General features: G+C 55.0%; 20 protein-coding genes, 2 tRNA genes and 1 pseudogene. 11 read left to right on the top strand and 12 right to left on the bottom strand.

What is annotated here, in order from left to right; all coding sequences use genetic code 11:
* Window positions 1-154: 154 nt before the first annotated feature.
* Window positions 155-2,119 carry a sigma-54-dependent Fis family transcriptional regulator gene (locus AC3CHX_RS07505; RefSeq protein ID WP_488643427.1) on the bottom strand — a complete coding sequence of 655 codons (1,965 nt, stop codon included), beginning with the start codon at window positions 2,117-2,119 and terminating at the stop codon, window positions 155-157.
* A 263-nt stretch (window positions 2,120-2,382) separates the two neighbouring features.
* Window positions 2,383-2,628: a hypothetical protein gene (locus AC3CHX_RS07500; protein ID WP_488643426.1), complete on the bottom strand. Its 246-nt coding sequence runs from the start codon at window positions 2,626-2,628 to the stop codon at window positions 2,383-2,385.
* Here AC3CHX_RS07500 and AC3CHX_RS07495 point away from each other — a divergent pair.
* From AC3CHX_RS07495 to AC3CHX_RS07465, 7 genes are all read left to right on the top strand, one after another.
* Window positions 2,627-4,774 carry a hydantoinase/oxoprolinase family protein gene (locus tag AC3CHX_RS07495; RefSeq protein WP_488643425.1) on the top strand — a complete coding sequence of 716 codons (2,148 nt, stop codon included), beginning with the start codon at window positions 2,627-2,629 and terminating at the stop codon, window positions 4,772-4,774. The genes AC3CHX_RS07500 and AC3CHX_RS07495 overlap by 2 nt on opposite strands.
* An 11-nt stretch (window positions 4,775-4,785) precedes the next feature.
* A complete protein-coding gene (locus tag AC3CHX_RS07490) occupies window positions 4,786-7,110 on the top strand; it encodes a hydantoinase B/oxoprolinase family protein (protein WP_488643424.1) in 2,325 nt (774 codons plus the stop codon).
* Between the two features lie 51 nt (window positions 7,111-7,161).
* Window positions 7,162-7,668: an acetone carboxylase subunit gamma gene (locus AC3CHX_RS07485; RefSeq protein ID WP_488643423.1), complete on the top strand. Its 507-nt coding sequence runs from the start codon at window positions 7,162-7,164 to the stop codon at window positions 7,666-7,668.
* 84 nt (window positions 7,669-7,752) lie between these two features.
* Window positions 7,753-8,220, top strand: a complete 468-nt coding sequence (gene secB / locus AC3CHX_RS07480) for a protein-export chaperone SecB (protein WP_488643422.1) — start codon at window positions 7,753-7,755, stop codon at window positions 8,218-8,220.
* A 420-nt stretch (window positions 8,221-8,640) separates the two neighbouring features.
* Window positions 8,641-9,801, top strand: a complete 1,161-nt coding sequence (locus AC3CHX_RS07475) for an NRAMP family divalent metal transporter (RefSeq protein WP_488643421.1) — start codon at window positions 8,641-8,643, stop codon at window positions 9,799-9,801.
* 98 nt (window positions 9,802-9,899) lie between these two features.
* Window positions 9,900-10,925 carry a M14 family zinc carboxypeptidase gene (locus AC3CHX_RS07470; RefSeq protein ID WP_488643420.1) on the top strand — a complete coding sequence of 342 codons (1,026 nt, stop codon included), beginning with the start codon at window positions 9,900-9,902 and terminating at the stop codon, window positions 10,923-10,925.
* Window positions 10,922-11,719, top strand: a complete 798-nt coding sequence (locus AC3CHX_RS07465; RefSeq protein WP_488643419.1) for an alpha/beta fold hydrolase — start codon at window positions 10,922-10,924, stop codon at window positions 11,717-11,719. Before AC3CHX_RS07470 ends, AC3CHX_RS07465 begins: the two co-directional genes overlap by 4 nt.
* A 65-nt stretch (window positions 11,720-11,784) precedes the next feature.
* Here AC3CHX_RS07465 and AC3CHX_RS07460 read toward each other — a convergent pair whose 3' ends face one another.
* Both AC3CHX_RS07460 and AC3CHX_RS07455 read right to left on the bottom strand, forming a co-directional pair.
* Entirely contained in the window at window positions 11,785-12,327 is a 543-nt protein-coding gene (locus AC3CHX_RS07460; RefSeq protein WP_488643418.1) for a cytochrome b, read from the bottom strand.
* 77 nt (window positions 12,328-12,404) lie between these two features.
* Window positions 12,405-13,100: a VIT1/CCC1 transporter family protein gene (locus AC3CHX_RS07455; RefSeq protein ID WP_488643417.1), complete on the bottom strand. Its 696-nt coding sequence runs from the start codon at window positions 13,098-13,100 to the stop codon at window positions 12,405-12,407.
* Between the two features lie 127 nt (window positions 13,101-13,227).
* Between AC3CHX_RS07455 and AC3CHX_RS07450 the strand changes: the two genes are divergently transcribed.
* Window positions 13,228-13,662, top strand: coding sequence for an Arc family DNA-binding protein (locus AC3CHX_RS07450; protein ID WP_488643416.1), 435 nt, complete (start codon window positions 13,228-13,230; stop codon window positions 13,660-13,662).
* A gap of 497 nt (window positions 13,663-14,159) precedes the next feature.
* On the opposite strand, the gene AC3CHX_RS07445 is transcribed toward AC3CHX_RS07450, so the two are convergent.
* From AC3CHX_RS07445 to AC3CHX_RS07425, 5 genes and pseudogenes are all read right to left on the bottom strand, one after another.
* Window positions 14,160-14,426, bottom strand: coding sequence for a hypothetical protein (locus tag AC3CHX_RS07445; protein ID WP_488643415.1), 267 nt, complete (start codon window positions 14,424-14,426; stop codon window positions 14,160-14,162).
* Window positions 14,427-14,525: 99 nt separating this feature from the next.
* Complete coding sequence (locus AC3CHX_RS07440) at window positions 14,526-14,768, bottom strand: hypothetical protein (protein ID WP_488643414.1); 243 nt, start codon at window positions 14,766-14,768, stop codon at window positions 14,526-14,528.
* Window positions 14,769-14,994: 226 nt separating this feature from the next.
* Entirely contained in the window at window positions 14,995-15,528 is a 534-nt protein-coding gene (locus AC3CHX_RS07435; protein ID WP_488643413.1) for a hypothetical protein, read from the bottom strand.
* Window positions 15,529-15,582: 54 nt separating this feature from the next.
* A pseudogene (locus AC3CHX_RS07430) lies at window positions 15,583-15,783 on the bottom strand (IS110 family transposase); the annotation flags it as partial.
* A 216-nt stretch (window positions 15,784-15,999) separates the two neighbouring features.
* The gene (locus tag AC3CHX_RS07425) at window positions 16,000-17,250 is read right to left on the bottom strand and encodes an IS256 family transposase (protein ID WP_488629134.1); all 1,251 of its coding nucleotides are present in this window, start codon (window positions 17,248-17,250) and stop codon (window positions 16,000-16,002) included.
* A 493-nt stretch (window positions 17,251-17,743) separates the two neighbouring features.
* Between AC3CHX_RS07425 and AC3CHX_RS07420 the strand changes: the two genes are divergently transcribed.
* The 3 genes from AC3CHX_RS07420 to AC3CHX_RS07410 all read left to right on the top strand — a co-directional run bounded on the left by AC3CHX_RS07420 (window position 17,744) and on the right by AC3CHX_RS07410 (window position 19,615).
* Window positions 17,744-17,830 (top strand) — tRNA-Leu (locus AC3CHX_RS07420).
* Between the two features lie 547 nt (window positions 17,831-18,377).
* On the top strand, window positions 18,378-19,427 hold the full coding sequence (locus tag AC3CHX_RS07415; RefSeq protein WP_488643412.1) for an LLM class flavin-dependent oxidoreductase: 1,050 nt from the start codon (window positions 18,378-18,380) through the stop codon (window positions 19,425-19,427).
* A gap of 26 nt (window positions 19,428-19,453) precedes the next feature.
* On the top strand, window positions 19,454-19,615 hold the full coding sequence (locus AC3CHX_RS07410; protein WP_488643411.1) for a hypothetical protein: 162 nt from the start codon (window positions 19,454-19,456) through the stop codon (window positions 19,613-19,615).
* Window positions 19,616-20,276: 661 nt separating this feature from the next.
* On the opposite strand, the gene AC3CHX_RS07405 is transcribed toward AC3CHX_RS07410, so the two are convergent.
* The 3 genes from AC3CHX_RS07405 to AC3CHX_RS07395 form a co-directional block, all read right to left on the bottom strand.
* A complete protein-coding gene (locus AC3CHX_RS07405; RefSeq protein ID WP_488643410.1) occupies window positions 20,277-20,759 on the bottom strand; it encodes a GNAT family N-acetyltransferase in 483 nt (160 codons plus the stop codon).
* 633 nt (window positions 20,760-21,392) lie between these two features.
* A tRNA-Ser gene (locus AC3CHX_RS07400) sits at window positions 21,393-21,486 on the bottom strand.
* A 118-nt stretch (window positions 21,487-21,604) separates the two neighbouring features.
* Window positions 21,605-22,855: an aspartate kinase gene (locus AC3CHX_RS07395; RefSeq protein ID WP_488643409.1), complete on the bottom strand. Its 1,251-nt coding sequence runs from the start codon at window positions 22,853-22,855 to the stop codon at window positions 21,605-21,607.
* Window positions 22,856-22,890: the final 35 nt, after the last annotated feature.

Raw genomic sequence — 22,890 nt, 5'->3', positions numbered from 1 at the left:
ATTCAAACCCGCAACGGGTCGGCTAACTGCCCTCGCCGGCGCCCGACCCGGAACGAAAAATGCGCTGCAAACCTTTTTGCAGCTGGGCTTTCAAGGCAGATGGCGGCATTTGAAAGGGCCACGTTGCATTCAGAAAAGTCAGGACAGCGTATCCCTATCGACCTGCACCTCTGACGCCGTTTAACACTTGATCCAGCCCATATTTTTTGAGCTTGATGTACAGAGTGCTCTTTGCAATGCCAAGATGCTTGGCCACCAAGGTAAGATTGCCGCGGTCCGCTTCGAGCGTCTCGCGGATGAACGCCAGTTCCGCGTCTTCCAGGTTTCCCATGGTTGCGGGAGTTCGCATATTCAATTTCCCGCTGCCGGAAACCAGCGGCAATCCGATTTCAGGCGGCAGCTCCTCCAACCCCAACGATTCCCCACCGGCCATCAAAAACATGCTTTCGACCACGTTGCGCAGTTCGCGCACGTTCCCCGGCCAGGCATGGCTTTCCAGCGCAGCGATGACTTCCGGCCTGATCTGCTTGGGGGCCGCGCCGTACTGTTCGGCAAACTTGCGCAGAAAATGCTCCACCAGCGGCCGGATATCCTCGCTACGTTCGCGCAGCGGCGGAATCCGGATGCTGGTCACCGATACCCGGTAAAAGAGGTCCATGCGGAACCGGCCCTCGGCAACCTCCTCCCGCAGATCCCGGTTGGTAGCGGCGATCAGCTTGAAGCAGATTTTCCGGGGCGTCGTTTCGCCGATGCGATAAATTTCCCCTTCTTCCAGGACCCGCAAGAAGTGCGGTTGCAACTCCAGCGGCATTTCGCCGATCTCGTCGAGAAACAGCGTGCCGCCGTTCGCCGCCTCGACCTTGCCGACCATGCCGCCGCGCCGCGATCCAGTGAAGGCACCCTCGCAATGGCCAAAGAGCTCGCTTGCCAACAGATCCTTGGAAAGCCCGCCGCAGTTGAGCGCGACAAATGGCCGCTCCCCGATCGGCCCGGAGCGGTGGATCCCTTGCGCAAAGTTTTCCTTGCCTACCCCTGTTTCGCCGAGCAATAGTACCGGCACATTGGTTTTGGCAAGCAGCTTTGCCTTGTTCACCGCCTGCGCCAGGACCTCGCTACCGCCCACGATACCTGCGAAACCCCGGGTGTCCGTAGTCATCACGGCTTGCGCAGTCCTTTCCTTTCGGCCAAGGTGCAAAGAGATGCCAGCCTGCGGCAACCCTGGAATCGTCAACAGCGTTCCGATCCGCTCCCCTGCATCGATAATTGGCTCGACCCAGTCTGCGCAGAGCCATTCGGGAGCATTGACCCGCGTTGGGGCTGCGAATGTCCCCATACCCAAGGTCGGGATCCGGGTGGTGTTTTTGAGATCGAAGTCTATGCCGCGCGAGATCAGGGCGGTGACTGCCCGCTCGTTGGCCTTGATCGGATATCCGCGACGGTCGCAGATAATCACGCCGTCGGTCGCGCTGGACATTTTCGCCATGCCCCGTTCCAGCAATTGATAGCGAAAGTCCATCTCCAGTTTGGCCAGTTGGCTCTCGATGCGGCTGGCAGTGGTGACGGCCAGCGCCAGGCTATGAGGGCTGAAGGTCTTGCCGAGACCGGAAACATCCACCGCGCCCAGGATCTTGCCGTCATAGGGGTCCCGGATAACGGTCGCGGAACACGTCCACTCCTTGATCCCGGCACAAAAATGCTCTGCTGCATGGATCTGCACCGGCTGGCCGATGGATAAGGCTGTGCCGATCGCATTGGTCCCGCAAATCAGCTCGTTCCAACTGCTTCCGGCAATCAGGTGAATGTCCTCGGCCGCCCCCAACGCGCGGGCATCGCCTTCCACGCCCAATATCATCCCGTTCGGATCGGTCAGGATCATGATCGTCTCGGTTTCGGCCAGGAAATCCCTGGCCATCGCCATGACCTGTTTGCCGGCGGTTAACAACTCCCGATGCTGGTGCTGCAAAGAATTGAGTGCGGCTTCATTGACCGGGGATGGTGCCTGCTGCCGGCCGGGATCCACCTGCACCTCCAGACAGCGCCGCCAGGAATCATCGATCAGGCAACGCAATGCATTGGGCGGTGGCGCATGCCCGCTCAGGAACTCTTCCCAGGCGGCCATGATCTTCCGGTTGTTTTGAGGATTGGATAGCCGCTGGTTTGGCTCGTTGGCAAGCATGTTGTCTCCTACTGGCTATTCGCCGTATCCCCGCAGGGCGTGACTGTTTCGCTCGGCCCACTGCGGCGGCAGGCTGTTCCTGGAAGGTGCATTAACTTTTGCGGTAACTATACACCTCTGCAAAACACGGATTTAACGTTGCGCTGCAATCCCGTTCAAGAAGAGCCCGGGGTGAAGGCCGAACGGCGTTCGATTTCCGGTCGTATTCAACGCGACCGTCCGAAAAACAAACGTTCGAAACCGGCGGCGACCTTTCCCCAAGCGACCGGAATTTTACTCCCTGTCATAGGGAGAAATGGCTTTTTCTTTGCCTTTCGCCGTACTGGCATGCTCTTTGCGATATCTGGTGTGCGGTCAAGTTTAATTTCATCGCCAAATACCCAGCCACCAAAGTTGAACTGATGGTCGATGGCTGGATTTGAAAGCCAATAATTCATTGAGGAGACACACATGCAAGCTCAACACTCGCCAGTACAGGTGATGGGCATCGATGCCGGCGGCACGATGACTGACACCTTCTTCGTAAGGGAGGATGGATCATTCGTCGTCGGCAAGGCACAAAGTAACCCCGGGGATGAATCCCAGGCTATCTACGAATCGTCTATCGACGCTCTCGCCGAATGGCAGCGCAATGTCGATGATGTTTTTCCGGAGCTGTTGACCTGTGTGTATTCAGGTACTGCCATGTTAAACCGGGTGGTTCAGCGCAAAGGCCTGGATGTGGGGCTGATGTGTAACCGCGGCTTTGAGGATATCCATTCAATGGGGCGTGCGGTGCAGAGCTACCTCGGGTACGCGCTGGAAGAACGTATCCACTTGAACTGCCACCGTTACGACGAACCTTTGGTGCCGCTGTCGCGCACCCGTGGCGTCACGGAGCGCACCGATGTCCAGGGCCAGGTCGTGATTCCGCTGCGCGAAGATGAAGTGCGCGTGGCAACCCGCGAGCTGGTGGCGCGCGGTTCCAAAGCGATCGTTATCAGTCTGTTGCAATCGCACAAGAACGAACAGAGCGAACTGCGTGCACGCGATATTTGCCGTGAAGAATTGAAGAAACTCGGCGCGGACATCCCGGTCTTCGCGACCGTCGATTATTATCCTTCGCGCAAGGAAAGTCACCGCACCAACACGACCATTCTGGAAGCTTACGCGGCTGAACCGTCGCGCGAAACGCTGAAAAAAGTCAGTGACCGTTTCAAGAAACATGGCGCCAAGTTCGATCTGCGCGTCATGGCAACGCACGGCGGCACCATCGGCTGGAAAGCCAAGGAGCTTGCCCGTACCATCGTCTCCGGCCCCATCGGTGGCGTGATCGGCTCAAAATTCCTGGGCGAAAAACTGGGCTACGACAATATTGCGTGCAGCGACATTGGCGGCACCAGTTTCGACATGGCAATCATCACCAAGGGCAACTTCGCCATCCAATCCGATCCGGACATGGCGCGCCTGGTGCTTTCCTTGCCACTGGTCGCAATGGATTCGGTCGGCGCCGGCGCAGGCAGCTTTATCCGCATCGATCCGTACAGTAAGGCGATCAAACTCGGTCCGGACAGCGCCGGTTATCGGGTTGGCATGTGTTGGGCCGACAGCGGTCTGGACACGGTGTCGGTGTCCGATTGTCACGTCGTGCTGGGTTACCTCAACCCTGACAATTTCCTGGGCGGCGCCATCAAGCTCGACGTCAACCGCGCCCGACAATATCTGAAGGAACAAATTGCCGATCCGCTCGGCCTGTCGGTCGAAGATGCTGCAGCAGGCGTCATCGAGCTGCTGGATTTGAACCTGCGTGAATACATGCGTTCCGTCATCAGCGCCAAGGGCTACAACCCGGCGGACTTCGTTTGCTTCTCGTACGGCGGCGCCGGTCCTGTCCACACCTACGGGTATACCGAAGGCCTGGGCTTCAAGGACGTGATTGTGCCGGCATGGGCAGCCGGCTTCTCCGCCTTCGGCTGTGCCTGTGCCGAGTACGAATACCGTTATGACAAGAGTGTCGATATCGGCGTTGGTCCGAAAGCCTCGGACGCAGAAAAAATACAAGCATGCAAAACCCTGACCGAAGCGTGGGCTGAACTGAGTGAAAAGGTCATCGAGGAATTCATTATCAACGGCTTCAAGCCGGAAGATGTATTGCTGCGTCCTGGCTATCGCATGCAATTCATGGGACAGCTGAACGACCTCGAAATCAATTCACCGATCACCAGCGCTTCCACGCTGGCGGACTGGGACAAGATGGTGCATGCCTTTGACGAGACTTATGCACGGGTCTATGCGAGTTCTGCAAGTTCACCGGAATTGGGGTTTGGTGTGACTGGCGCCATCATGCGCGGCAGTGTTGTTTCTTCCAAGCCGGAACTGCCTGAAGAGCCGGATGCCGGTCCGACTCCGCCTAAGGAAGCGCATATCGGCAGCCGCCCTTTCTATCGCCATAAAAAATGGCAGGACGCCCAAATCTGGTCGATGGAAGCACTCAAGGCGGGCAACCGTGTGGTGGGACCGGCAATTGTCGAGTCCCCTTCCACGACCTTCATCGTGCCTTTAGGGTTCGAAACCTATTGCGACAAGCACCGCTTATTTCATCTTAAAGAAGTTAAATAAGGAGACCGATCATGAATAAAATGTCTAGAAAAGAAATGGGTTTGCCCGATTTGCTGGGTAACGGCAAGACCCTCAAGCAGCATCGCGATGAGGTGCTGGAACGTACCAACAAGACGGGTTTCTACAACGGCCTCGAAAAGCTTGAGTTCAAGGATGCCGATCCGATTACCTACGAAAAGCTGTTTTCCAGAATTCGCGGCGGCCTGGTGCATGCGCGCGAGACGGCGAAGAAAATCGCTGCATCGCCTATCGTCGAGCAAGAAGGCGAACTGTGTTTCACGCTGTATAACGCGGCAGGCGACTGCATCCTGACTTCCACCGGGATCATCATTCACGTGGGGACCATGGGCGCAGCGATCAAGTACATGATCGAAAATGCATGGGAAGTCAATCCCGGCATCAACCCTGGCGACATGTTCACCAACAACGATTGCTCGATCGGTAATGTCCATCCTTGCGATATCGCCACCATCGTACCCATCTTCTGGGAAGGCAATCTGGTTGGTTGGGTCGGCGGGGTCACCCACGTCATCGACCTCGGAGCAATGACGCCGGGTTCGATGTCGACCGGTCAAGTCTCCCGCTTCGGCGACGGCTTGCAGGTGACTTGCCGCAAGACCGGCATTAACGACACCCTGCTGCGTGACTGGCTGCACGAGAGCCAGCGCAATGTACGCACCACCAAATACTGGATTCTGGACGAACGTACCCGGATTGCCGGCTGCCACATGATTCGCACGCTGGTAGAGGAAGTTCTGGCGGCGGAAGGGATTGAGAATTACACCAAGTTTGCCCACGAGATCATTGAAGAGGGGCGGCGCGGCCTGCAGGCACGGCTCAAGGCCATGACCGTTCCGGGCGTCTACCGCAGGGTCGCCTTTGTCGACATTCCTTATGATCATGAGGACATGAGCCTGGCTTCAGAGTTCGGCAAGATGAACAGCATCATGCATGCCCCGTGCGAAATGACGATACGCCCGGACGCCACCTGGAGACTCAATTTCGAGGGCGCCAGCCGCTGGGGCTGGCATAGCTTTAATGCCAATCAGGTGGCGTTCACCAGTGGCATCTGGGTCATGTTGACACAGACGCTGGTGCCGACTGCGCGCATCAACGATGGCGCGTACTACGCGACCGAATTCAAACTGCCCAAAGGCACCTGGATGAATCCGGACGACCGTCGTACTGCGCATGCATACGCATGGCACTTCCTGGTGTCCGGCTGGAGCGGCATCTGGCGCGGCATGAGCCAATCCTACTTTGCACGCGGCTATCTGGAGGAAGTCAATGCCGGCAATGCCAACACTTCCAACTGGCTGCAGGGCGGCGGTATCAATCAGGATGGCGAAGCGCATGCGGTGAATAGTTTTGAGCCTGCGGCATGCGGCACCGGCGCATGCGCGATCAAGGATGGTCTGAACCACGCTGCCGCTGTGTGGAATCCTGAGGGCGACATGGGCGATATCGAGATCTGGGAAATGGCGGAACCGCTGCTGTACATGGGCCGTAATGTCAAGACCAACTCCGGCGGTTACGGCAAATTCCGCGGCGGCTGTGGTTTCGAGACCTTGCGCATGGTATGGAAAGCGCAAGACTGGAGCATGTACTTCATGGGCAATGGCTACATGAACAGTGACTGGGGTCTGATGGGAGGTTACCCATCCGCTACCGGCTATCGTTTCGAAGCGCACAAAACCGATCTCGAAGCACGTATCAGGGATGGTTTGTCGCTGCCGCTGGGCGCCGATCGCAACCCGGAAAATACGGAATACGAGCGTCACATCAGCGCGACTGCACGTGTCAAGCGTGACCAGCAGTGCACAACCACCGAGGCTATTTTCGAAAACCATGACCTGTATTTGAACTACATGCGTGGCGGTCCGGGCTTTGGCGATCCACTGGATCGCGATGTTGCGTCGGTGGAAAACGATCTCAACAGTCGCTTCGTGTTGCCGGAGTTCGCCGAGAAGGTCTACGGCGTAGTGATCGCGCAAGACAGCAATCAGGTGTGGAAAGTCAATGCAGCCAAGACCGCCGCCCGTCGCAAGGAAGTCCGTAAGGAGCGTATCGCAAGAGCCGTTCCAACCCGCGAATGGATGAAGGAAGAGCGCGCACGGATCATGACCAAGCACGCATCGATTCAGGTGCGTCACATGTTTGCGACCAGCTTTGACCTCAGCGTCAAGTTCAAGGATGCGTTCAAGGCGTTCTGGGATCTCCCGGTTGATTGGGAACTGCCGGAGTCTGAGTTGGGCGTTCCTTCATTCGGTTCCAAATATCGGATGGATCTGTCGAAGTTGCCTGATGTCCGCACCGTGAACTTGGTCGAAGAGTAATTTGAAGTCGGGGCCTAGTGCCCCGGCCAGCCTATATATTGGAGATATGAAATGTCTGTTTACACACAAGAGCAAGTGAACTATCTGGTGGAAGGCAAGCTGGACTGGGAAACCACCATGCGCATGCTATCCATGCCGAAGGACCATGATCGCTTCCGTATGTATTTGAATGCGCTGCAGTCCAAGTTGCCATGGGATGACAAGGTGATTCTTCCGATCAGCTTGCATCTTTACATTGCGCAAAACAAAAAAACCAAGGAGTGGGTCACCAAATGCAGTTGCGGTCACGAGTTTGGCGACTACCGCAAGAACTGGAAACTTGAGGCGCTGGTTTACGTTCGCGATACGCCGGAAGCCATGCATGAAGTCTATCCGAAGCTGATGGCCCCGGACACTGACTGGCAGGTGTACCGCGAGTACTATTGCCCCGAGTGCGGGACCATGCACGACGTCGAAGCGCCTACTCCCTGGTATCCGGTGATTCACGAATTTGAGCCGGATATAGAAGCTTTCTACAACGATTGGGTGCATCTGCCATTGCCGGAAAAAGCCAACTAGCGGACGGACTGTCAGGGGCTGCTTCATCCGGCCCCTTGTCCGGGCGGCGTTGCCGTCTGTTTTTAAATCTAACGAAAGCGTTTCATGTCAGCCGAAAACCTGCAACCGATATTCGAAATTCAACGCGTTTATCTGAAGGACTTGTCGCTGGAGCAGCCGAATTCTCCGGCAATTTTTCTTGAGCAAGATGCGCCCAGGATCGAGGTGTCGGTTGATGTCGGCACTGAACCTCTCGCTGAAGGCATTTTTGAATCCAGTGTGAACATCATCGTCACTGCGAAGATCAGCGACAAAGTCGCCTTCCTGGTTGAAGGCAGGCAAGCGGGGGTTTTTGAAGCCCGCAACCTTCCCGCCGAACAACTTGACCTGCTGCTGGGTATCGGTTGCCCAACCATCATCTATCCCTATCTGCGTGCCAACATCGCTGATGCCATTACCCGTGCCGGATTTCCGCCAGTGCACCTGGCGGAAATCAATTTTGAAGTGTTCTACCAACAGCGCATTGCGTCGGTGGCGAAGCAGCAAGCGCAAAACGGCCAAGGCATTGTGTGAGCGTCCTGTCGTCCAGGCTGAAGCGATCGGTTGCGCCAAATACGTGAATAGCCCCACACGCGGATCTTTGCCCTCGCGCTTTCCCGGAAGCCCGAGCCGCGTACATCGACACGGCTTCTTCCTATTCCTTGCTGGTCATCCCTGCCTGCCGTGCCGAACAATGATCGCCAGGCCGCCACGCCATTATTCACGCGCTTATAGTAAAATCCGACCAGTCGAATTGGCGCCGCATAACTGCTGGAAATTGCCAATAAACGCGAAGCGTCTGGTTTGCTCCTGCCTAAGACAATACCGGCCTTGCTGATTGCCACAGCTATTTTCCGTCTCCGGCCACACCTTTCAATTCAGATGACAGCTTATAGCGGCACTACCAGCAGATTACGGCGTATTGCCTTAACCATCGGCCCCGGACTTGTCGTCATGTTCGCCGATACAGAGGCCGGCAGTGTGATTACCGCCGCTCAGAGCGGTGCGCAGTGGGGCTATCGGCTGCTGCTGTTGCAGTTCCTGGTCATTCCACTCTTGTTCATGGTTCAGGAGCTGACAGTCAGGCTCGGCCTGGGTACCGGCAAAGGTTACGGTGAATTGATTCGGCAGCGGTTCGGGCGTGGCATGGCTTTTTTGTCGATGACCATTCTGATTATCAGCTGCTTCGGCGCCTTGTTGACGCAAATGAGTGGCCTTGCTGGAGTCGGGCAATTATTTGGCGTACCCATTTGGCAGACGATCACGCTGATTGTCATTCTGACCTTCACCATGATGTGGACCGGCTCATATCATTCGGTTGAACGGATCGCGATGTTTTTGGGCCTGTTTGGACTCACTTTCCTGGTTGTTGCCTGGAAAGCCAATCCCGACACCGGACAAATGCTGGCCCAGATCAAGCAAATGCCGTTAAGCGACAAGAGCTATCTCTATCTTCTCGCTGCCAATCTGGGCACAAGTATCATGCCTTGGACGATGTTTTACCAGCAGTCCGCGCTGCTTGATAAAGGGCTGTCGCTGGCGCATTTGAAAGTCGCCAGATACGAGACCTTGCTTGGTGCAATTCTCTGCCAGACGCTCCAGGCGGCGGTGCTGGTGGCAGCTGCAGCCTCCCTTGGTCAACATGGAACCAGCCTGGAGAATGTGCCACAGATCGCCGAGGCATTTACTGCCGTCCTGGGCGATACGTTCGGACGCATCGTATTTGCCGTCGGGCTCAGCGGTGGTGCCTTGGTTGCCACCATCGTGGTATGCCTGACCGCTGCCTGGTCGGTTGGTGAAGTGATTGGTGTCCGGCATTCACTGGAGCAGCATCCGACCGAAGCGCCGTGGTTCTATGCAGCATTCGGAATCATGCTGGTGGCCGCTGGCGCATTGGTATGCTCAGGCGTCAATTTGGTCCACTTGTCGATTGCCACTGGTGTTGTGAATGCGCTGCTATTGCCGATTGTCTTGGTGTTTCTCTACAAACTGGCCTGTACCGAACTCCCGGAATCGCTACGTCTGAAGGGTAAATACGCGCAGATGGTTGGTTTGATTTTTATGTTAACGGCTGGTTTTGGACTGTATGCCGGTATCGCAGGGATGCTGGGATAATTTTTTTGGATCGCATGTTGGCTGCAAATATGAAAGGTTGAACTAAACGGCCGTCCGGCCTATTCTCAATCAAATTGCCATCCAAACAATCAGGCATCATGACCGCATGCAGGCTACCCGAACTGGTCGAGTTGGAGCGCATCATCACAGAAGGTGCGCCGCATCTTGAGGTGCGAAACGTCGCCGAAGTCACGGCGGACGGAGCTCGCTTCCCCATTTATGCCCTGTCGCTGGGAAGTCAGGATACTGACGCGCCTGCAGTCGGTTTTTTTGGCGGCATCCATGGCCTGGAGCGCATAGGCACGCAAATCTTGCTGGTTTTTTTGCACAGCTTGCTGACACGCCTGCGTTGGGATAGCGTACTGCAGCGCCAGCTGGACTCGGTTCGCCTGATTTTCATGCCGCTGGTGAACCCTGGCGGCATGTGGGAATGCACTCGCAGCAACCCGCAAGGCGTGGACTTGATGCGCAATGCCCCGGTCGAAGCCGTGGCCAAGGTCCCTTTTCTGCTCGGCGGACAGCGCATCAGCACACGCCTCCCCTGGTTTCGCGGTATCGCCGGCGCACCGATGGAAATCGAAAGCCAGGCGCTTTGCCGTGTTGTGCAAGACGAGCTATTCCCCCGCCCCTTCAGTCTCGCCCTGGACTGTCACTCCGGATTCGGCCTGCGCGACCGGATATGGTTTCCCCATGCGCACACTGCGGTGCCTATCCGGCATCTGCCGGAAGTGTTTGCCCTGGAACAGCTGTTCGACCAGACCTACCCCAATCACAACTACCTGTTTGAGCCGCAAAGCCGGCAATATCTGACCCATGGCGATCTGTGGGATTACCTATACCTGCAGGCGGCTTTCAACGACCAGCGCATTTTCTTGCCGTTAACGCTGGAAATGGGTTCCTGGCTGTGGGTCAAAAAAAATCCGCTGCAACTCTTTTCTCGCCATGGCATCTTTAACCCTCAACCCAATCATCGTCTGCAGCGGGTATTACGCAGCCATTTGGTCTGGCTGGATTTTCTGACGCGCGCTGCATGCGGACATCAGCGTTGGCTGCCCGTTGGCGCAGCGCGGGCGCAACAACAGCAACGGGCTGTTCGCCGTTGGTACCGAGACCAAACAGAATGAGTACCTGGATCTTCTTGCGCGGGCTGATGCGCGAGATGCGCCATTGGGGAAATTTTCCGGCGGTTTTCAGTACCGAAATTGCCGGGGCCGACGTGGTTCTGCTCGACCTGCCAGGCAATGGCCGCTTGCACCGGATGCCAAGCCCGCTGCGGGTCGAAGACATGGTGGAACATTGCCGGCGGGACCTGCAGACGCGCGGCATCGCGCCGCCCTATCAAGTCCTCGCATTGTCCCTGGGTGCGATGGTGGCGGTCGCCTGGGGTGCGCGCTATCCGGAAGAACTTAATGGCTGCGTGTTGATCAACACCAGCCTGCGCCCGTTCAGTCCGTTCTATCAGCGTCTGCGGCCGCGCAATTACCCTGATTTATTCGGTTTGGCCTTGCGACCGTCTGATCTTGTCAAACAAGAGCAGTTGATCTTGCGCCTGACCAGCTGCAATGGCGAGCCCCACACAGATACCCTGGCTGCCTGGGTCACCTATAAGCAGGAATATCCGGTCTCACGTAACAATGCGCTGCGCCAATTGATCGCGGCCGGGCGCTATTGTGCTCCGATGCGCAAACCAGCGCCGCCAATGCTGATTCTCGCCAGTGCCATGGACCAACTGGTGAACCCGCGCTGCTCTCAGCGTCTGGCCAGCCGATGGCAAGCCCCCTTGGTCATGCACCCCAGTGCGGGTCACGATCTCCCCCTGGATGATGGGCCGTGGGTCGCCCGGCAGGTACGCAACTGGCTGGCGGCCCCTGATTATGAGACTGCTCTTGGCCCAGACTTATGGGATGGGCACCCCTGAGCGAACGCTCGGATCGCGCGGTTTCAACTGCGAAGAGAACACTTGCCCTCACTCGACCAAACGCGCTAACGCTCCGGCAACATACGCCGCAACGTGTCGTCCTTGAGAATGAAGTGGTGGTACAGCGCGCCCGCAACATGCAATGCGACCACAGCGATCAGTACCCAGACGGTCGGCTTGTGCAATTCGCCAAAAGCATGACCGAGCGGAGAGCCCTTCGCCGACAGTGGCGGCAGAGGCAGCACGCCGAACAGCGACACCGGCCAGCCGCGCGCTGATGCATTGGCCCACCCCATCAGCGGGAACGCGACCAGCAGCAGGTAAAGCAGCCAGTGCGTCGCGCGTGCGACCCACTGCAACAGCGGCGACAGCATCTGCGGCTCGGGCGGCGTCCGGTGGGTCCAACGCCACAGCAGCCGCATCAGGACCAGCAAGACGATCAGCACGCCGATCGACAGGTGCCAGCTGATTAATCCGACCGGCTGCGTATCGCGATGCACATCCGGCATCAGCCATCCGAGCGCGTACTGGATCACGAGTAGCAATACCGTCAGCCAATGAAAGAGCTTCGCGGGTGCGGTGTAAATGGGAGCGTTTATCGTTTGCATTTTTTCTTCGCGAAAGGTGTGGAACGTGATGGTACATCGGCACGGCGGGGGTCATATCAAATCCAAAATCAAATTACTTATGCTGCCGCGCCAAACATGGCGCCGACACTTGATGTCACGCCCATTGCCAACGCGCTCCAGAACGTCACGCGCATCACGCCCGGGAGGATTTCTGCGCCACCCGTTTTTGCGGCCAGGCCGCCTAAAAAGGCGAGAGATACCAGTGCCGCAATTGTCACTGCAGGAATAAGTTGCGCATCAGGAGCAATTGCAGCAACGGCAAGCGGCAATGCGGCGCCTGCGACAAAGCTGCACGCAGAGGCGAACGCCGCTTGCAACGGACGGGAAGATGTTGCTTTCGAAATGCCCAATTCATCGCGTGCATGCGCGCCGAGTGCATCGTGCACCATCAGCTTTTCGGCAACCTGTTTTGCAAGCGGCAGATCGAGGCCGCGATGCACATAGATCGCAGTCAATTCCCGATGCTCGCTGTGATAATCCGCTTTGAGTTCGGCACTTTCTTCGGCTAAGGCCGCCTTTTCGGTATCGGCTTGCGAATGCACCGACACATATTCTCCTGTGGCCATCGACATGGCGCCGGCCGCCAGCCCGGTAACACCCGCGAGCAGAATATTTCCATGTGTGGCATGCGCCGAGGCTACCCCAAGAACCAGGCTTGCAGTCGAAACGATGCCGTCATTGGCCCCGAGTACCGCAGCACGCAACCAACCAATGGTATCAATACGATGTTGTTCGTTGTGTCGCATCATCATTTTGCATCATTGTTTTTTAATCTTGGAAAACCCAGAGAATGCCGCCTGGCTAAGTGAAAATTGCAGCGCTTAGTCTATACAGGTCTCAATACAGTTACTACAGGAGATACTAGGAATCATATTAGGAATGATTCTTTTTAGAAGTGATAGCGTAATTTTCATCTTGATTCTCGTTCTGCCGGATGTTCCTTCGATGAATAGAGCATTGCCAATGCTGTTCGACAAATTCAAAATATGTCGAGTCGCAACCGTTATAAATATGGCGAATCGCTACTATTATTTAACGATGACAGACAAAATCTACCCAAGCGATGCGCAAGAGCGCTTTATGGTGCGCTTGCCCGATGGGATGCGGGACCAAATCGCAGAAGCCGCCAAAGCCAATAACCGGAGCATGAATGCTGAAATAGTTGCACGCCTGGTCAAGAGCTTCACGCCGTCATCCAACCTGGAAGAGGCCTTGCAAATCAACACCACGGTTCTTGAGACCGTACTTCGTCGCGTAGACCACCTGGAAGCTACGTTGGCTGCGTCGGTCCAGAGCGCAGATATTCCCACCTAGTCATCGAAAACGTCAGCCGTTTTTGTTTGTTACCCACGATCCTCGTATGAGAACGGCTGCGGCAAACGATCCGAAGGCAAGCAGTCGCAGCGCGTGCATGCCTGGTCAGCCGCGCGGCACTCTCGCAGAGCAAAAAAAAGCCCGCGAACCTTGCGGCGGCGGGCTGAATCCAATTCACGGTGGGAATTGGAGGAGACAACTGAACTTTACACCAAATTTGGTGCAGTGCAATACAGTAAAACTACTGTATTGCACAATGCCCCCCCGGATCGCGCTCCAGCAGTTTGCCGCGGGCCTCACGCATAGCGGCCAAGCCCGCCTCAATGGCCTCAGGTGACTGCGGCTCTGCCGGCTTATCCAGAATAGGGCTTTAGCACTGGCGCTGCAGGTATTGACCCCGGAGCCTTTCCGTTGCTGGCGATAGCGTTCTGCGTTCCCGACGGACTGATCATCGATAACTTTGCGCATGAACGCGGGATTGCGAGGGTGGCGTGATGTCAGGAAAAGTCTTCTTCCCCGAGGAAAACAGGATTCGAGACCGGATGCACACCGAAATATCTGCGCAACACTTGAATGATGGAATGACTAGCCTCGTCGAAATGCGACGGAATATCCGCGGAAGCGGGGAGATTGGAGACGGCCTTCAGGCTCTCTATAGGAATAAAGACATACTTCGTTTCCCCCTCGCATTCCGCGGTAAAGCTTACGCTGTCTTTGTCTGCATGATAGGTCGGATCGATTAGATTTATGATTTTCGATGGCATGGCGCTCCCCCTGTTAGAAAGGCAATCCTACACGGCCCAAACTTGTGCGATTGTGAGGGCGGCACGACTATCTTACTGCCAATTAAGATAGCTTCATTCTTATTGAATGTCGTAACTCGCCTGCAAGTCGCGCATGAAGTTCGCAATAGCTTCCTTACATACCAGTTCGTCATTGTCGTTGCCAGAACGCCGAAGCCCGCTAGTCGTCCAATTTCCTCCATGTGTGTAGGCATGGTCCTGAACGACCGCCGAAATATGCAAATTACGGCAATCATGCAGGGACTCCAAGTGATCATTAATCATCTTGAGCAGATCGTTTCGGTCAATCAATTGGCGCGTCATGGCTGCCTCCCAATGGAAAGACAATCCTACCACGCCCGAACTTGGGAAATTGTGACGGTGGAGTGAATTTACTGCTTTGAAAGCGACGAGTTCTTTATTGATTCTCACTGCCACTTGGGAAAACCTGCCTGTGCGCATCGTCACCCTCGTGGGTGGGAGGGGTCCATTCCATTTCCCACCAAGAGGCCAATTCCGGAAGCGGACTTCGCCGCCCATATCGCCTTGTCTAAAGCGGAGTTTGTGTTCGCAAAAGCTCTCCCATGCCGACCGAGGAAAACTTGCTGCCCTTCTTGTTCAGCGGCATGTCGACGTTGTTAACAATTCGTGTCCAATGCACGATCATATGGTCCGGGTCTTTCAGCGTCATAGCGAAAGACCAGGTCTCCACCCAAGTGCCATCTTCGTCGTTCCCAGTGAGTAGTGAAATTGCCACCGCGTTCGTGGCCAGCTGAGTGAATCGAAACCTCCCTGGATTGATTTCAGACTTGGTTTCCGCCCCCGTCTTGCTTCGCACAACCTGCAGTACCGACAGCGCATTCCCGCTAATTTCGAACGTAAGACCAATGGCGCAATCGTCGTCCGGCCAAAGTCCTGGATCGTAAAGGCAATTGACGATACCTGACCACTTACCGTCATATGAGGCGGTGCGAAGCTTTGATGACTCCGGCGTCATAGTCTGTGGCGAGGCACTTTCTACAGCAGCTGCGGCTGAAAGCACGCAAGACAGGCAGAAGACTAGTAGATAAATGTTTTTCTTCAAGACGAAGCGCCTTGAGTGTAGTTGATAACGAAAAAGTAGATACCGTCTTGCCGGTCAAGCCTGAATTTGCCAAAAGTGGTCATACGGCTTGCCGGATTTGACGACGCCGAAACACAAATGGGCGAGCTTGCGCATGGCAGCGCCGATAGCGGCCATTTTCGGTTTGCCACGTTCGAGCAATCGTTCATAGAGGGCTTTGATGTGAGGGTTGCAGCTTTTGGCTACGACGGCTGGCAGGTACAGCAGTTTGCGTAGATGGGGAGCCAACATGAAGCGCGGTTTCTCAGCCTGGAACGCGTCTCTGAAACATCTTGAGCAATTGCGTTTTGCCGTCGGCTTCTGCATCTTCAGTCGTATCGAAAGAGCCAGGAGAAAGCTCTTTGGATTGCGTGATACGGCCATCTCGATTCTCGGTAACAACAATTTCCCAGTGAAGAGGGTGTGCGGGATTTTGTGTAAACGGAATTTCGTTTAATTCGGCGTCATCCGTTCTTCAAACTGAATTGTGAAGCGGTTGAGTGCTCCTTTCCAGTCCCGCAAGGGCATCGTCCACTTCTTGCTGATGTTGTTGAGTGCCAGATAAAACAGCTTGCTGACAGCCTCATCAGTTGGGAATGAACTGCGGGTTTTGATGACTTTCCGCAGGCTCATATTAATGGATTCAATGGCGTTGGTGGTGTAAATGACCTTGCGGATTTCCGGCGGGTAGTCGAAGAACGGCGTGATCCGAGCCCAATTTCGCCGCCAGGACAGGCTGATCGACTGGTAGTCCTTGTCCCACTTTGACTCAAATTCGGTGAGCATGAGTTCGGCTTCATCGACGGTCGCCGCACTGTAGATTCGCTTCAGATCGGTAGCCACTTCCTTCTGCACTTTCCAGGGAACGAAGTTCAGGCTGTTACGCACCATGTGAACGATGCATAGCTGAACAGCTGCTTTCGGATAGACCGCCTCGATGGCGTCAGGGAAGCCTTTCAACCCATCGACGCAGGCAATGAAGATGTCTTGCACGCCACGGTTCTTCAACTCGGTCACCACTTGCAACCAGAATTTGGCACCCTCGGTCTGAGCGATCCACAGGCCCAGCACTTCCTTGTGGCCCTCCATGTTCACGCCGATGGCCAGGTAGACGGCCTTGTTTCGGACAGCCCCTGTGTCGCGCACTTTGACGTGGATGCAGTCGAGATACAGAATCGGATACAAGGCATCGAGCGGCCGGGCCTGCCAGACCTTCACATCCTCGCTCACAGCGTCTGTGACGGACGATATTAGGCTTGGCGATACTTCGGCACCATAAATCTCTTCAAGGTGGCTCTGGATCTCCCTGACCGTCAGGCCACGGGCATACAGGGAGATGATCTTGTCGTCGAAGCCGGTCCAGCGGGTCTGATGCTTGCTGACGATTTGCGGTTCAAACGCGCCTTGACGATCGCGGGGAATATCGAGCGGGAGTGCGCCGAAATCGCCTTTGAGCGTCTTACTGCTGTGGCCGTTGCGAGTGTTGGCCGTGTCGTTGATCACCGCGTCGCTTTTGCCGTGACCGAGATGGTCCGTCATCTCGACCTCCAGCGCACGCTCGACCAACATCTTGGTCAATTGCTTGAGCAAGCCATTTTCGCCAATCAGGTCTTCAGGTTTTTTGTAGTTGGCAAGCAGGCTGTCCGCCAGCTTGACCAGTTCAGGATCGGGCTTGGCCCGTTTGCTGCGTTTTACGTAGGTCATTTTTTCCTCTATGGTGGCAGTGTCCTGCCAAATGACCGTTTACACAAAACTAAATACACCCTCCAAGTGAAACCTTCATCGTCGCCAGGGGTAATCTGCAGCGTAAGCAGATATTCGTCATCGCCACGCGTAAAGGTCATCTCGTTCTCCTCAAACATGGAGGAATCCTAGCACCAAACCACTACCGCCAACCACTTGCATCTACATTTTGACCAAGCCTTGATGCAGCACCTCCAAACCAATTGCGCCCTGACTGCAGCAAAGGACAGTGGGATGCCTTCCAGACACGCGGGATTTGCTGCGGAAGGTCTGCACATTGTAGAACCGAACTGTAAACGCCTCTTGCGCAATTTGTGAAGCGGCCCAGGTTGCAGCTGCAAGCAGACCTTGCGGCAGCCCGACATGATCGCCCAAGCCCCTGTGCCTAAGTGTATGTTCTTAGCAGGTAGTTGGCATGCGACTGCTAGTGATGTTAAAATCGCCGGCTCGATGTGCGGCTGTGGTGAAACTGGTAGACACAAGAGACTTAAAATCTCTCGACAGTAATGTTGTGCCGGTTCGATTCCGGCCAGCCGCACCAAATTATGCAGTCTTAGTCTTCGTGGCTTTCTCTGCTCTATCTGCTTTCTCAATCTTCCGAATCTCAACCACAAGTGCTTTACGTTACGCGCTTGCTCTGACGCGTGAAGCCCCCCCATTAGCGTCGAGGCATTCCCCGCAGCAGCCCGCCCCGCATCATTTCGTCACGTCTCTGGCGCCAGCGCTCGCTCAAGTCCTCAAGGTTCCTACGGTAACAACCATCCTGTTGCCACAGCATTTCGTATCTTATGATCATGTACATCAATACCGTCAAATAACTGGCAATCAGAAAAGTTACCCACAGATTTTGTGGTTAAGCCTGTTGATAACTATACGACTTCAGACCTATCCCCTTGATCCAAAAGGATATTTTCTTGGCGTCACGAGATAGGCAGCGATGCCGCGCCATGTTCGCGCAAAAGCAGAGAGTGCGGCACTCCCGTACAATTTGGCCAACATCGAACGGAGCTGATCTCCAAGCCATCCGATAGTGCGTCGGCCCTTTCATTTTTGCGTGTTAATTTTTTGTATCGACTGCGATATCCATCATGCCCAACACTCTTCTCAACTCCACCAACATTCTGCGACTGAGCGTGCTCGATCAGGCACCAGTCTCGGCAGGATCGAGCAGTGCACAGGCACTGCGCAACTCGGTCGATCTGGCGCAACTGACCGATCGACTTGGCTTCCACCGCTACTGGGTGGCCGAGCATCACGGCGCGCTGGGGCTGGCATGTGCCGCGCCGGAAGTTTTGATTGGCCCGATCGCCTCTCTGACGTCGCGGATTCGGGTCGGTAGCGGAGGCATTATGCTGCCACATTACAGTCCGTTGAAAGTAGCCGAACAGTTCAGCATGCTCAGTGGTTTATTTCCAGGGCGAATTGATCTTGGGCTGGGCCGTGCAGCAGGCACCGATGCACTGACTACCACGGCGTTACGGCGTGACCGCGAGCATCGCCTGCCCGATGACTTTCCGGAACAGCTGAATGAGTTGCTGGCCTACCTGTGGGACCAGATGCCGGCCGATCATCGGTTTGCGCGCCTGAGCGCATTGCCAGGTCGCCCCGAGACGCCAGCGCCATGGTTGCTGGGCTCCTCTGGACAGAGCGGTATCTGGGCAGCGGAACGCGGCTTGCCGTATATGTTTGCCGATTTCATCAATCCAAACGGTGCTGCCATCGCCGGTCGTTATCGTGAGCAATTCGAACCGTCGGCAGCCTTGTCGGCACCGGTCTCCGGGGTTGCGGTACAGGTGATTTGCGCTGATACGGATGCGGAGGCCGAGTGCATCGCTTCCAGCTATCGCATGCGCATCGTGCAAATGCATACCGGCGGCCGTCTGGATGGCGTACCGACGATCGAGACGGCACTGAAATTTTTTGCCGACAATGGCATCAGCCAGGACATCAGTCAGCTTGGTCGACGCGTACTAGTTGGGTCAGCAGCGACGGTGCGCGATCAAATCCATGCGGTGGCAAAAGCATATCAGGCAGACGAGGTGATGATCGTCACCACCACCTTTGATCATGCGGCGCGACGTCGCTCTTACGAGTTGATTGCACAGAGCTTCCAACTCACAACTGCACAATCTGCATAAAAAATATACGCATTAAAAAAGTCCACATGGCACTGACCATGTGGACTTCCGTGTCTCCTGCCCTCTTTGGGAATGGATTTTTTGTTGCTGGAACGAATTCTGCACCGGTTTTTCCGCGCCGTCATTCTGCAGTGCAATATAAAGAGTACTTTTTTACAGGCGAAAAAAAACCCGCTGACCTTGGTTAGCGGGTTGAATCCAAACCTTTGCGGTGTTGGAGGAGACAGGTGTAACTATATCGCAGCGCAACATAACGGTCTGCTTTATTGTTGTGATATCAGCCATTCACAATTGATATATCACAGTAGTCCCGTGCGTCAGTCAAAATGTCGGCAGCAGGACGGTAGCGATACCATCACATAACTTGCCCAACTGAGGTGCCCAGTAAGTTATCCACAGAAGTTATCAACAGAATCTGTGAATAACTCTGTTAACAACTACCCGGCTGAGCGTCCAAGTCATTGATTTGCATAAGTTTATTGTTAGTGCCCTGGATCAGGCAAAAAAGAAGCCCGCGGCACTGATGCACGGCGGGCTAAATCGAATCCTTGGGAGGAATCGGAGGAAACACGAGGATAGTATCGGTCGCGTGTGACCTCGTCATGACAGAACCGGCGTATTTATGCTCTGGCGAGCCACAAGCGGAATTTTCATGGCACATTGTCGAGAAATTCCCTGGTGTGCTTGCCGCCTGTGGGAATATTTTTCCAGAAGCGCCCCACTCGATGATCACGCTCCGTTCGATTAGCGTCACGCGCCCCGCTTCAGCATCCGCGCTCGTTGCATTTGCTTAGTTACCGAGTATTCGATGAAGCGCATTAAATCACGACGAACGGCCACCTGTTTTTCTCAGGTTTCCGTACCGACCGGACGCACATACGCAATATCCCACTCACTTTCACCAGTTTTGACAAAGCCGTGATATTGATAAAAATCATTTGAACGGCTTTCCTTTAGCGCGCTGACTTTGATCGGCAACCCCAGCGCATCAGCCTGCTCAATAATACTTTTCATCACAATCGCACCTATACCGCGGCCTTGATAATCGGGATGGATGTACAAGTGCTCCAGCACCAGCGCCTGATCCGATGGCTTCACCACGAAGAATCCGGCATGCACGCCGTCGGCCAGGATATGACGCGCGTATTCAGCTTTGAAGCCACTACTGAGTCGCTCCCGCGCTCGCACTGGATCGAAACGACCGACGCGCTCCAGACTCTCTCGCATAGCCGCGATCCGTAACGCCACAAGACTTTCGAAATCCTGCTTGGTGACGATGGCAAAAACGATATGCAAATTGTCTTCGACAGGATTTTTATTGATGGTATTCATACACTGGACCGTACACCTAAAGTGGAACAACTATTATACAAACCAAGCACACGAAGCGTGCAACTCGCATTCGCGACTCACATTCATTGAAGGCGCAAAAAAACCAACGATCGCTCGTTGGCTTTTTGGGAAATTTCTGGAAAGCGGAGATCGTCCAATCATGTCCTGAAAATCATGCAACCCCACGATTTAGCGCGCTAAGGATAGCATAAACGCCCTGCAAGAAATAGGAGTAAATATTATCTTTATAACATCAAACCACCATCGCTACGAAGTCAATCAGCGTCACGCAGATGCCACTCGCAAGTTAAAGGGCGTATTGCCTCGCGCTAGTGATGAGCGAGATATTCTAAAAAACCGCCGCGTACTTTGGCAAGCAAGCCGGGTAAGGGTGAGGTACTCCATCATCTAGTCGCATCACGCAACGTATCCCGTGCAACGACGGTGTAATTCCATTTCTAAATCAAAGGTGATCGCAACGGGGGCGCAGAGATTACGTGGCAACGAATAGGCTAGCAACCGAGCCGACAACAAGGTGCACGTTTGATTTTGAAATCGAGTCAGTGACAGATTGCCGCGACAATCGCCTCCGAAAATGAAAAAGCCCCTGAATAATCAGGGGCTTAACATTCTTGGAGGAGGCGGTGGGATTCGAACCCACGATACAGGTTTAAGCCCATATGCTTCCTTAGCAGGGAAGTGCCTTCGACCACTCGGCCACGCCTCCAAACTTGCTACTGCATTATGCGATCGCTGCAGCAAGGCTTCGCATGATATCTTTTCATATGAAGTTGGTCAATAAAACTCTGTCTTTTTAGCTATAAAAAGTCAAAATTATTTTAGCCTCAGGCTTTTTCCAACCCAAACGCTTTGTGCAAGGCGCGTACTGCCAGTTCCATGTACTTTTCGTCGATCAATACCGATATCTTGATTTCCGAGGTCGAGATCATCTGGATGTTGATACCCTCTTCCGATAAGGTGCGGAACATTTGGGAAGCAATGCCGACGTGACTGCGCATGCCGACACCGACTACCGAGACTTTCGACACTTTGTTGTCGCCGATGATGTTGCCGGCGCCGATGTGGGCTTTGACTTTGCTGTCGAGCAAACCCATGGTCTTCTCATACTCGCCACGCGATACTGTGAAGGTGAAATCGGTTTTACCGTCAACCGACTGATTCTGGATGATCATATCGACATCGATGTTGGCCTCGGCAACTGCGCCGAGAATCTGGTAAGCGATACCGGGACGATCAGGCACGCCGATCACGGTGATTTTTGCTTCATCGCGGCTAAAAGCGATGCCGGTAATGGTAGCTTGTTCCATTTTGGTACCTTCCTCAAACGAAATCAGTGTGCCGGAAATCACTTCTTGTTCCAGCGGCATTAAAGGGTCAGTCAACGAGGACAGTACGCGCGTTGGCATTTTGTAATTACCGGCAAATTCGACTGAGCGAATTTGCAGGATTTTTGAGCCTAGCGAGGCCATCTCCAGCATTTCTTCGAAGGTCACCGTATTCAGGCGACGCGCATCCGAAACCACACGCGGATCGGTGGTGTAGACGCCATCAACATCGGTGTAAATCAGGCATTCGGCTGCGCCCAGCGCCGCCGCTACTGCGACAGCCGAGGTATCGGAACCACCACGACCGAGGGTGGTGATATCGCCGTTCTCGTCAACACCCTGGAAGCCGGTAATAATCACCACCTTGCCTTCGTCCAGATCGCGTCGCACCTTGGCGTCGTCTATCGAGCGTATGCGTGCTTTGGTATGCGCCGAGTCGGTCTTGATCGCGACTTGCCAGCCGGCGTAGGATACCGCTGGCTGACCAATCGCTTGCAACGCCATCGCCAGCAGCGCGACCGATGCTTGCTCGCCGGTAGACGCCAGCATGTCGAGTTCACGCGGATCGGGAGTGGCATTAATTTCTTTGGCCAAACCCAGGAGACGGTTGGTTTCACCAGACATTGCCGAAGGAACGACGACGATTTGGTGGCCCGCGTTATGCCATTTGGCGACGCGCTTGGCGACATTCTTGATACGCTCGGGTGAGCCCATCGAAGTGCCGCCGTATTTGTGGACGATTAAAGCCATAAGGTAGAGAAAGTGGGCTTGAAGATAGTGGCAGG

The sequence above is a fragment of the Glaciimonas sp. OK215 genome (genome assembly GCF_057787885.1).
This window is presented reverse-complemented; position numbering and strand designations above follow the sequence as displayed.

Coding starts and splice junctions, on each gene's coding strand:
- AC3CHX_RS07505 (WP_488643427.1), bottom strand. CDS start 2,119: ATGGCCGCCTGGGAAGAGTTCCTGAGCGGGCATGCGCCACCGCCCAAT.
- AC3CHX_RS07495 (WP_488643425.1), top strand. CDS start 2,627: ATGCAAGCTCAACACTCGCCAGTACAGGTGATGGGCATCGATGCCGGC.
- AC3CHX_RS07500 (WP_488643426.1), bottom strand. CDS start 2,628: ATGTGTGTCTCCTCAATGAATTATTGGCTTTCAAATCCAGCCATCGAC.
- AC3CHX_RS07490 (WP_488643424.1), top strand. CDS start 4,786: ATGAATAAAATGTCTAGAAAAGAAATGGGTTTGCCCGATTTGCTGGGT.
- AC3CHX_RS07485 (WP_488643423.1), top strand. CDS start 7,162: ATGTCTGTTTACACACAAGAGCAAGTGAACTATCTGGTGGAAGGCAAG.
- secB (WP_488643422.1), top strand. CDS start 7,753: ATGTCAGCCGAAAACCTGCAACCGATATTCGAAATTCAACGCGTTTAT.
- AC3CHX_RS07475 (WP_488643421.1), top strand. CDS start 8,641: ATGTTCGCCGATACAGAGGCCGGCAGTGTGATTACCGCCGCTCAGAGC.
- AC3CHX_RS07470 (WP_488643420.1), top strand. CDS start 9,900: ATGACCGCATGCAGGCTACCCGAACTGGTCGAGTTGGAGCGCATCATC.
- AC3CHX_RS07465 (WP_488643419.1), top strand. CDS start 10,922: ATGAGTACCTGGATCTTCTTGCGCGGGCTGATGCGCGAGATGCGCCAT.
- AC3CHX_RS07460 (WP_488643418.1), bottom strand. CDS start 12,327: ATGCAAACGATAAACGCTCCCATTTACACCGCACCCGCGAAGCTCTTT.
- AC3CHX_RS07455 (WP_488643417.1), bottom strand. CDS start 13,100: ATGATGATGCGACACAACGAACAACATCGTATTGATACCATTGGTTGG.
- AC3CHX_RS07450 (WP_488643416.1), top strand. CDS start 13,228: ATGATTCTTTTTAGAAGTGATAGCGTAATTTTCATCTTGATTCTCGTT.
- AC3CHX_RS07445 (WP_488643415.1), bottom strand. CDS start 14,426: ATGCCATCGAAAATCATAAATCTAATCGATCCGACCTATCATGCAGAC.
- AC3CHX_RS07440 (WP_488643414.1), bottom strand. CDS start 14,768: ATGACGCGCCAATTGATTGACCGAAACGATCTGCTCAAGATGATTAAT.
- AC3CHX_RS07425 (WP_488629134.1), bottom strand. CDS start 17,250: ATGACCTACGTAAAACGCAGCAAACGGGCCAAGCCCGATCCTGAACTG.
- AC3CHX_RS07415 (WP_488643412.1), top strand. CDS start 18,378: ATGCCCAACACTCTTCTCAACTCCACCAACATTCTGCGACTGAGCGTG.
- AC3CHX_RS07410 (WP_488643411.1), top strand. CDS start 19,454: ATGGCACTGACCATGTGGACTTCCGTGTCTCCTGCCCTCTTTGGGAAT.
- AC3CHX_RS07405 (WP_488643410.1), bottom strand. CDS start 20,759: ATGAATACCATCAATAAAAATCCTGTCGAAGACAATTTGCATATCGTT.
- AC3CHX_RS07395 (WP_488643409.1), bottom strand. CDS start 22,855: ATGGCTTTAATCGTCCACAAATACGGCGGCACTTCGATGGGCTCACCC.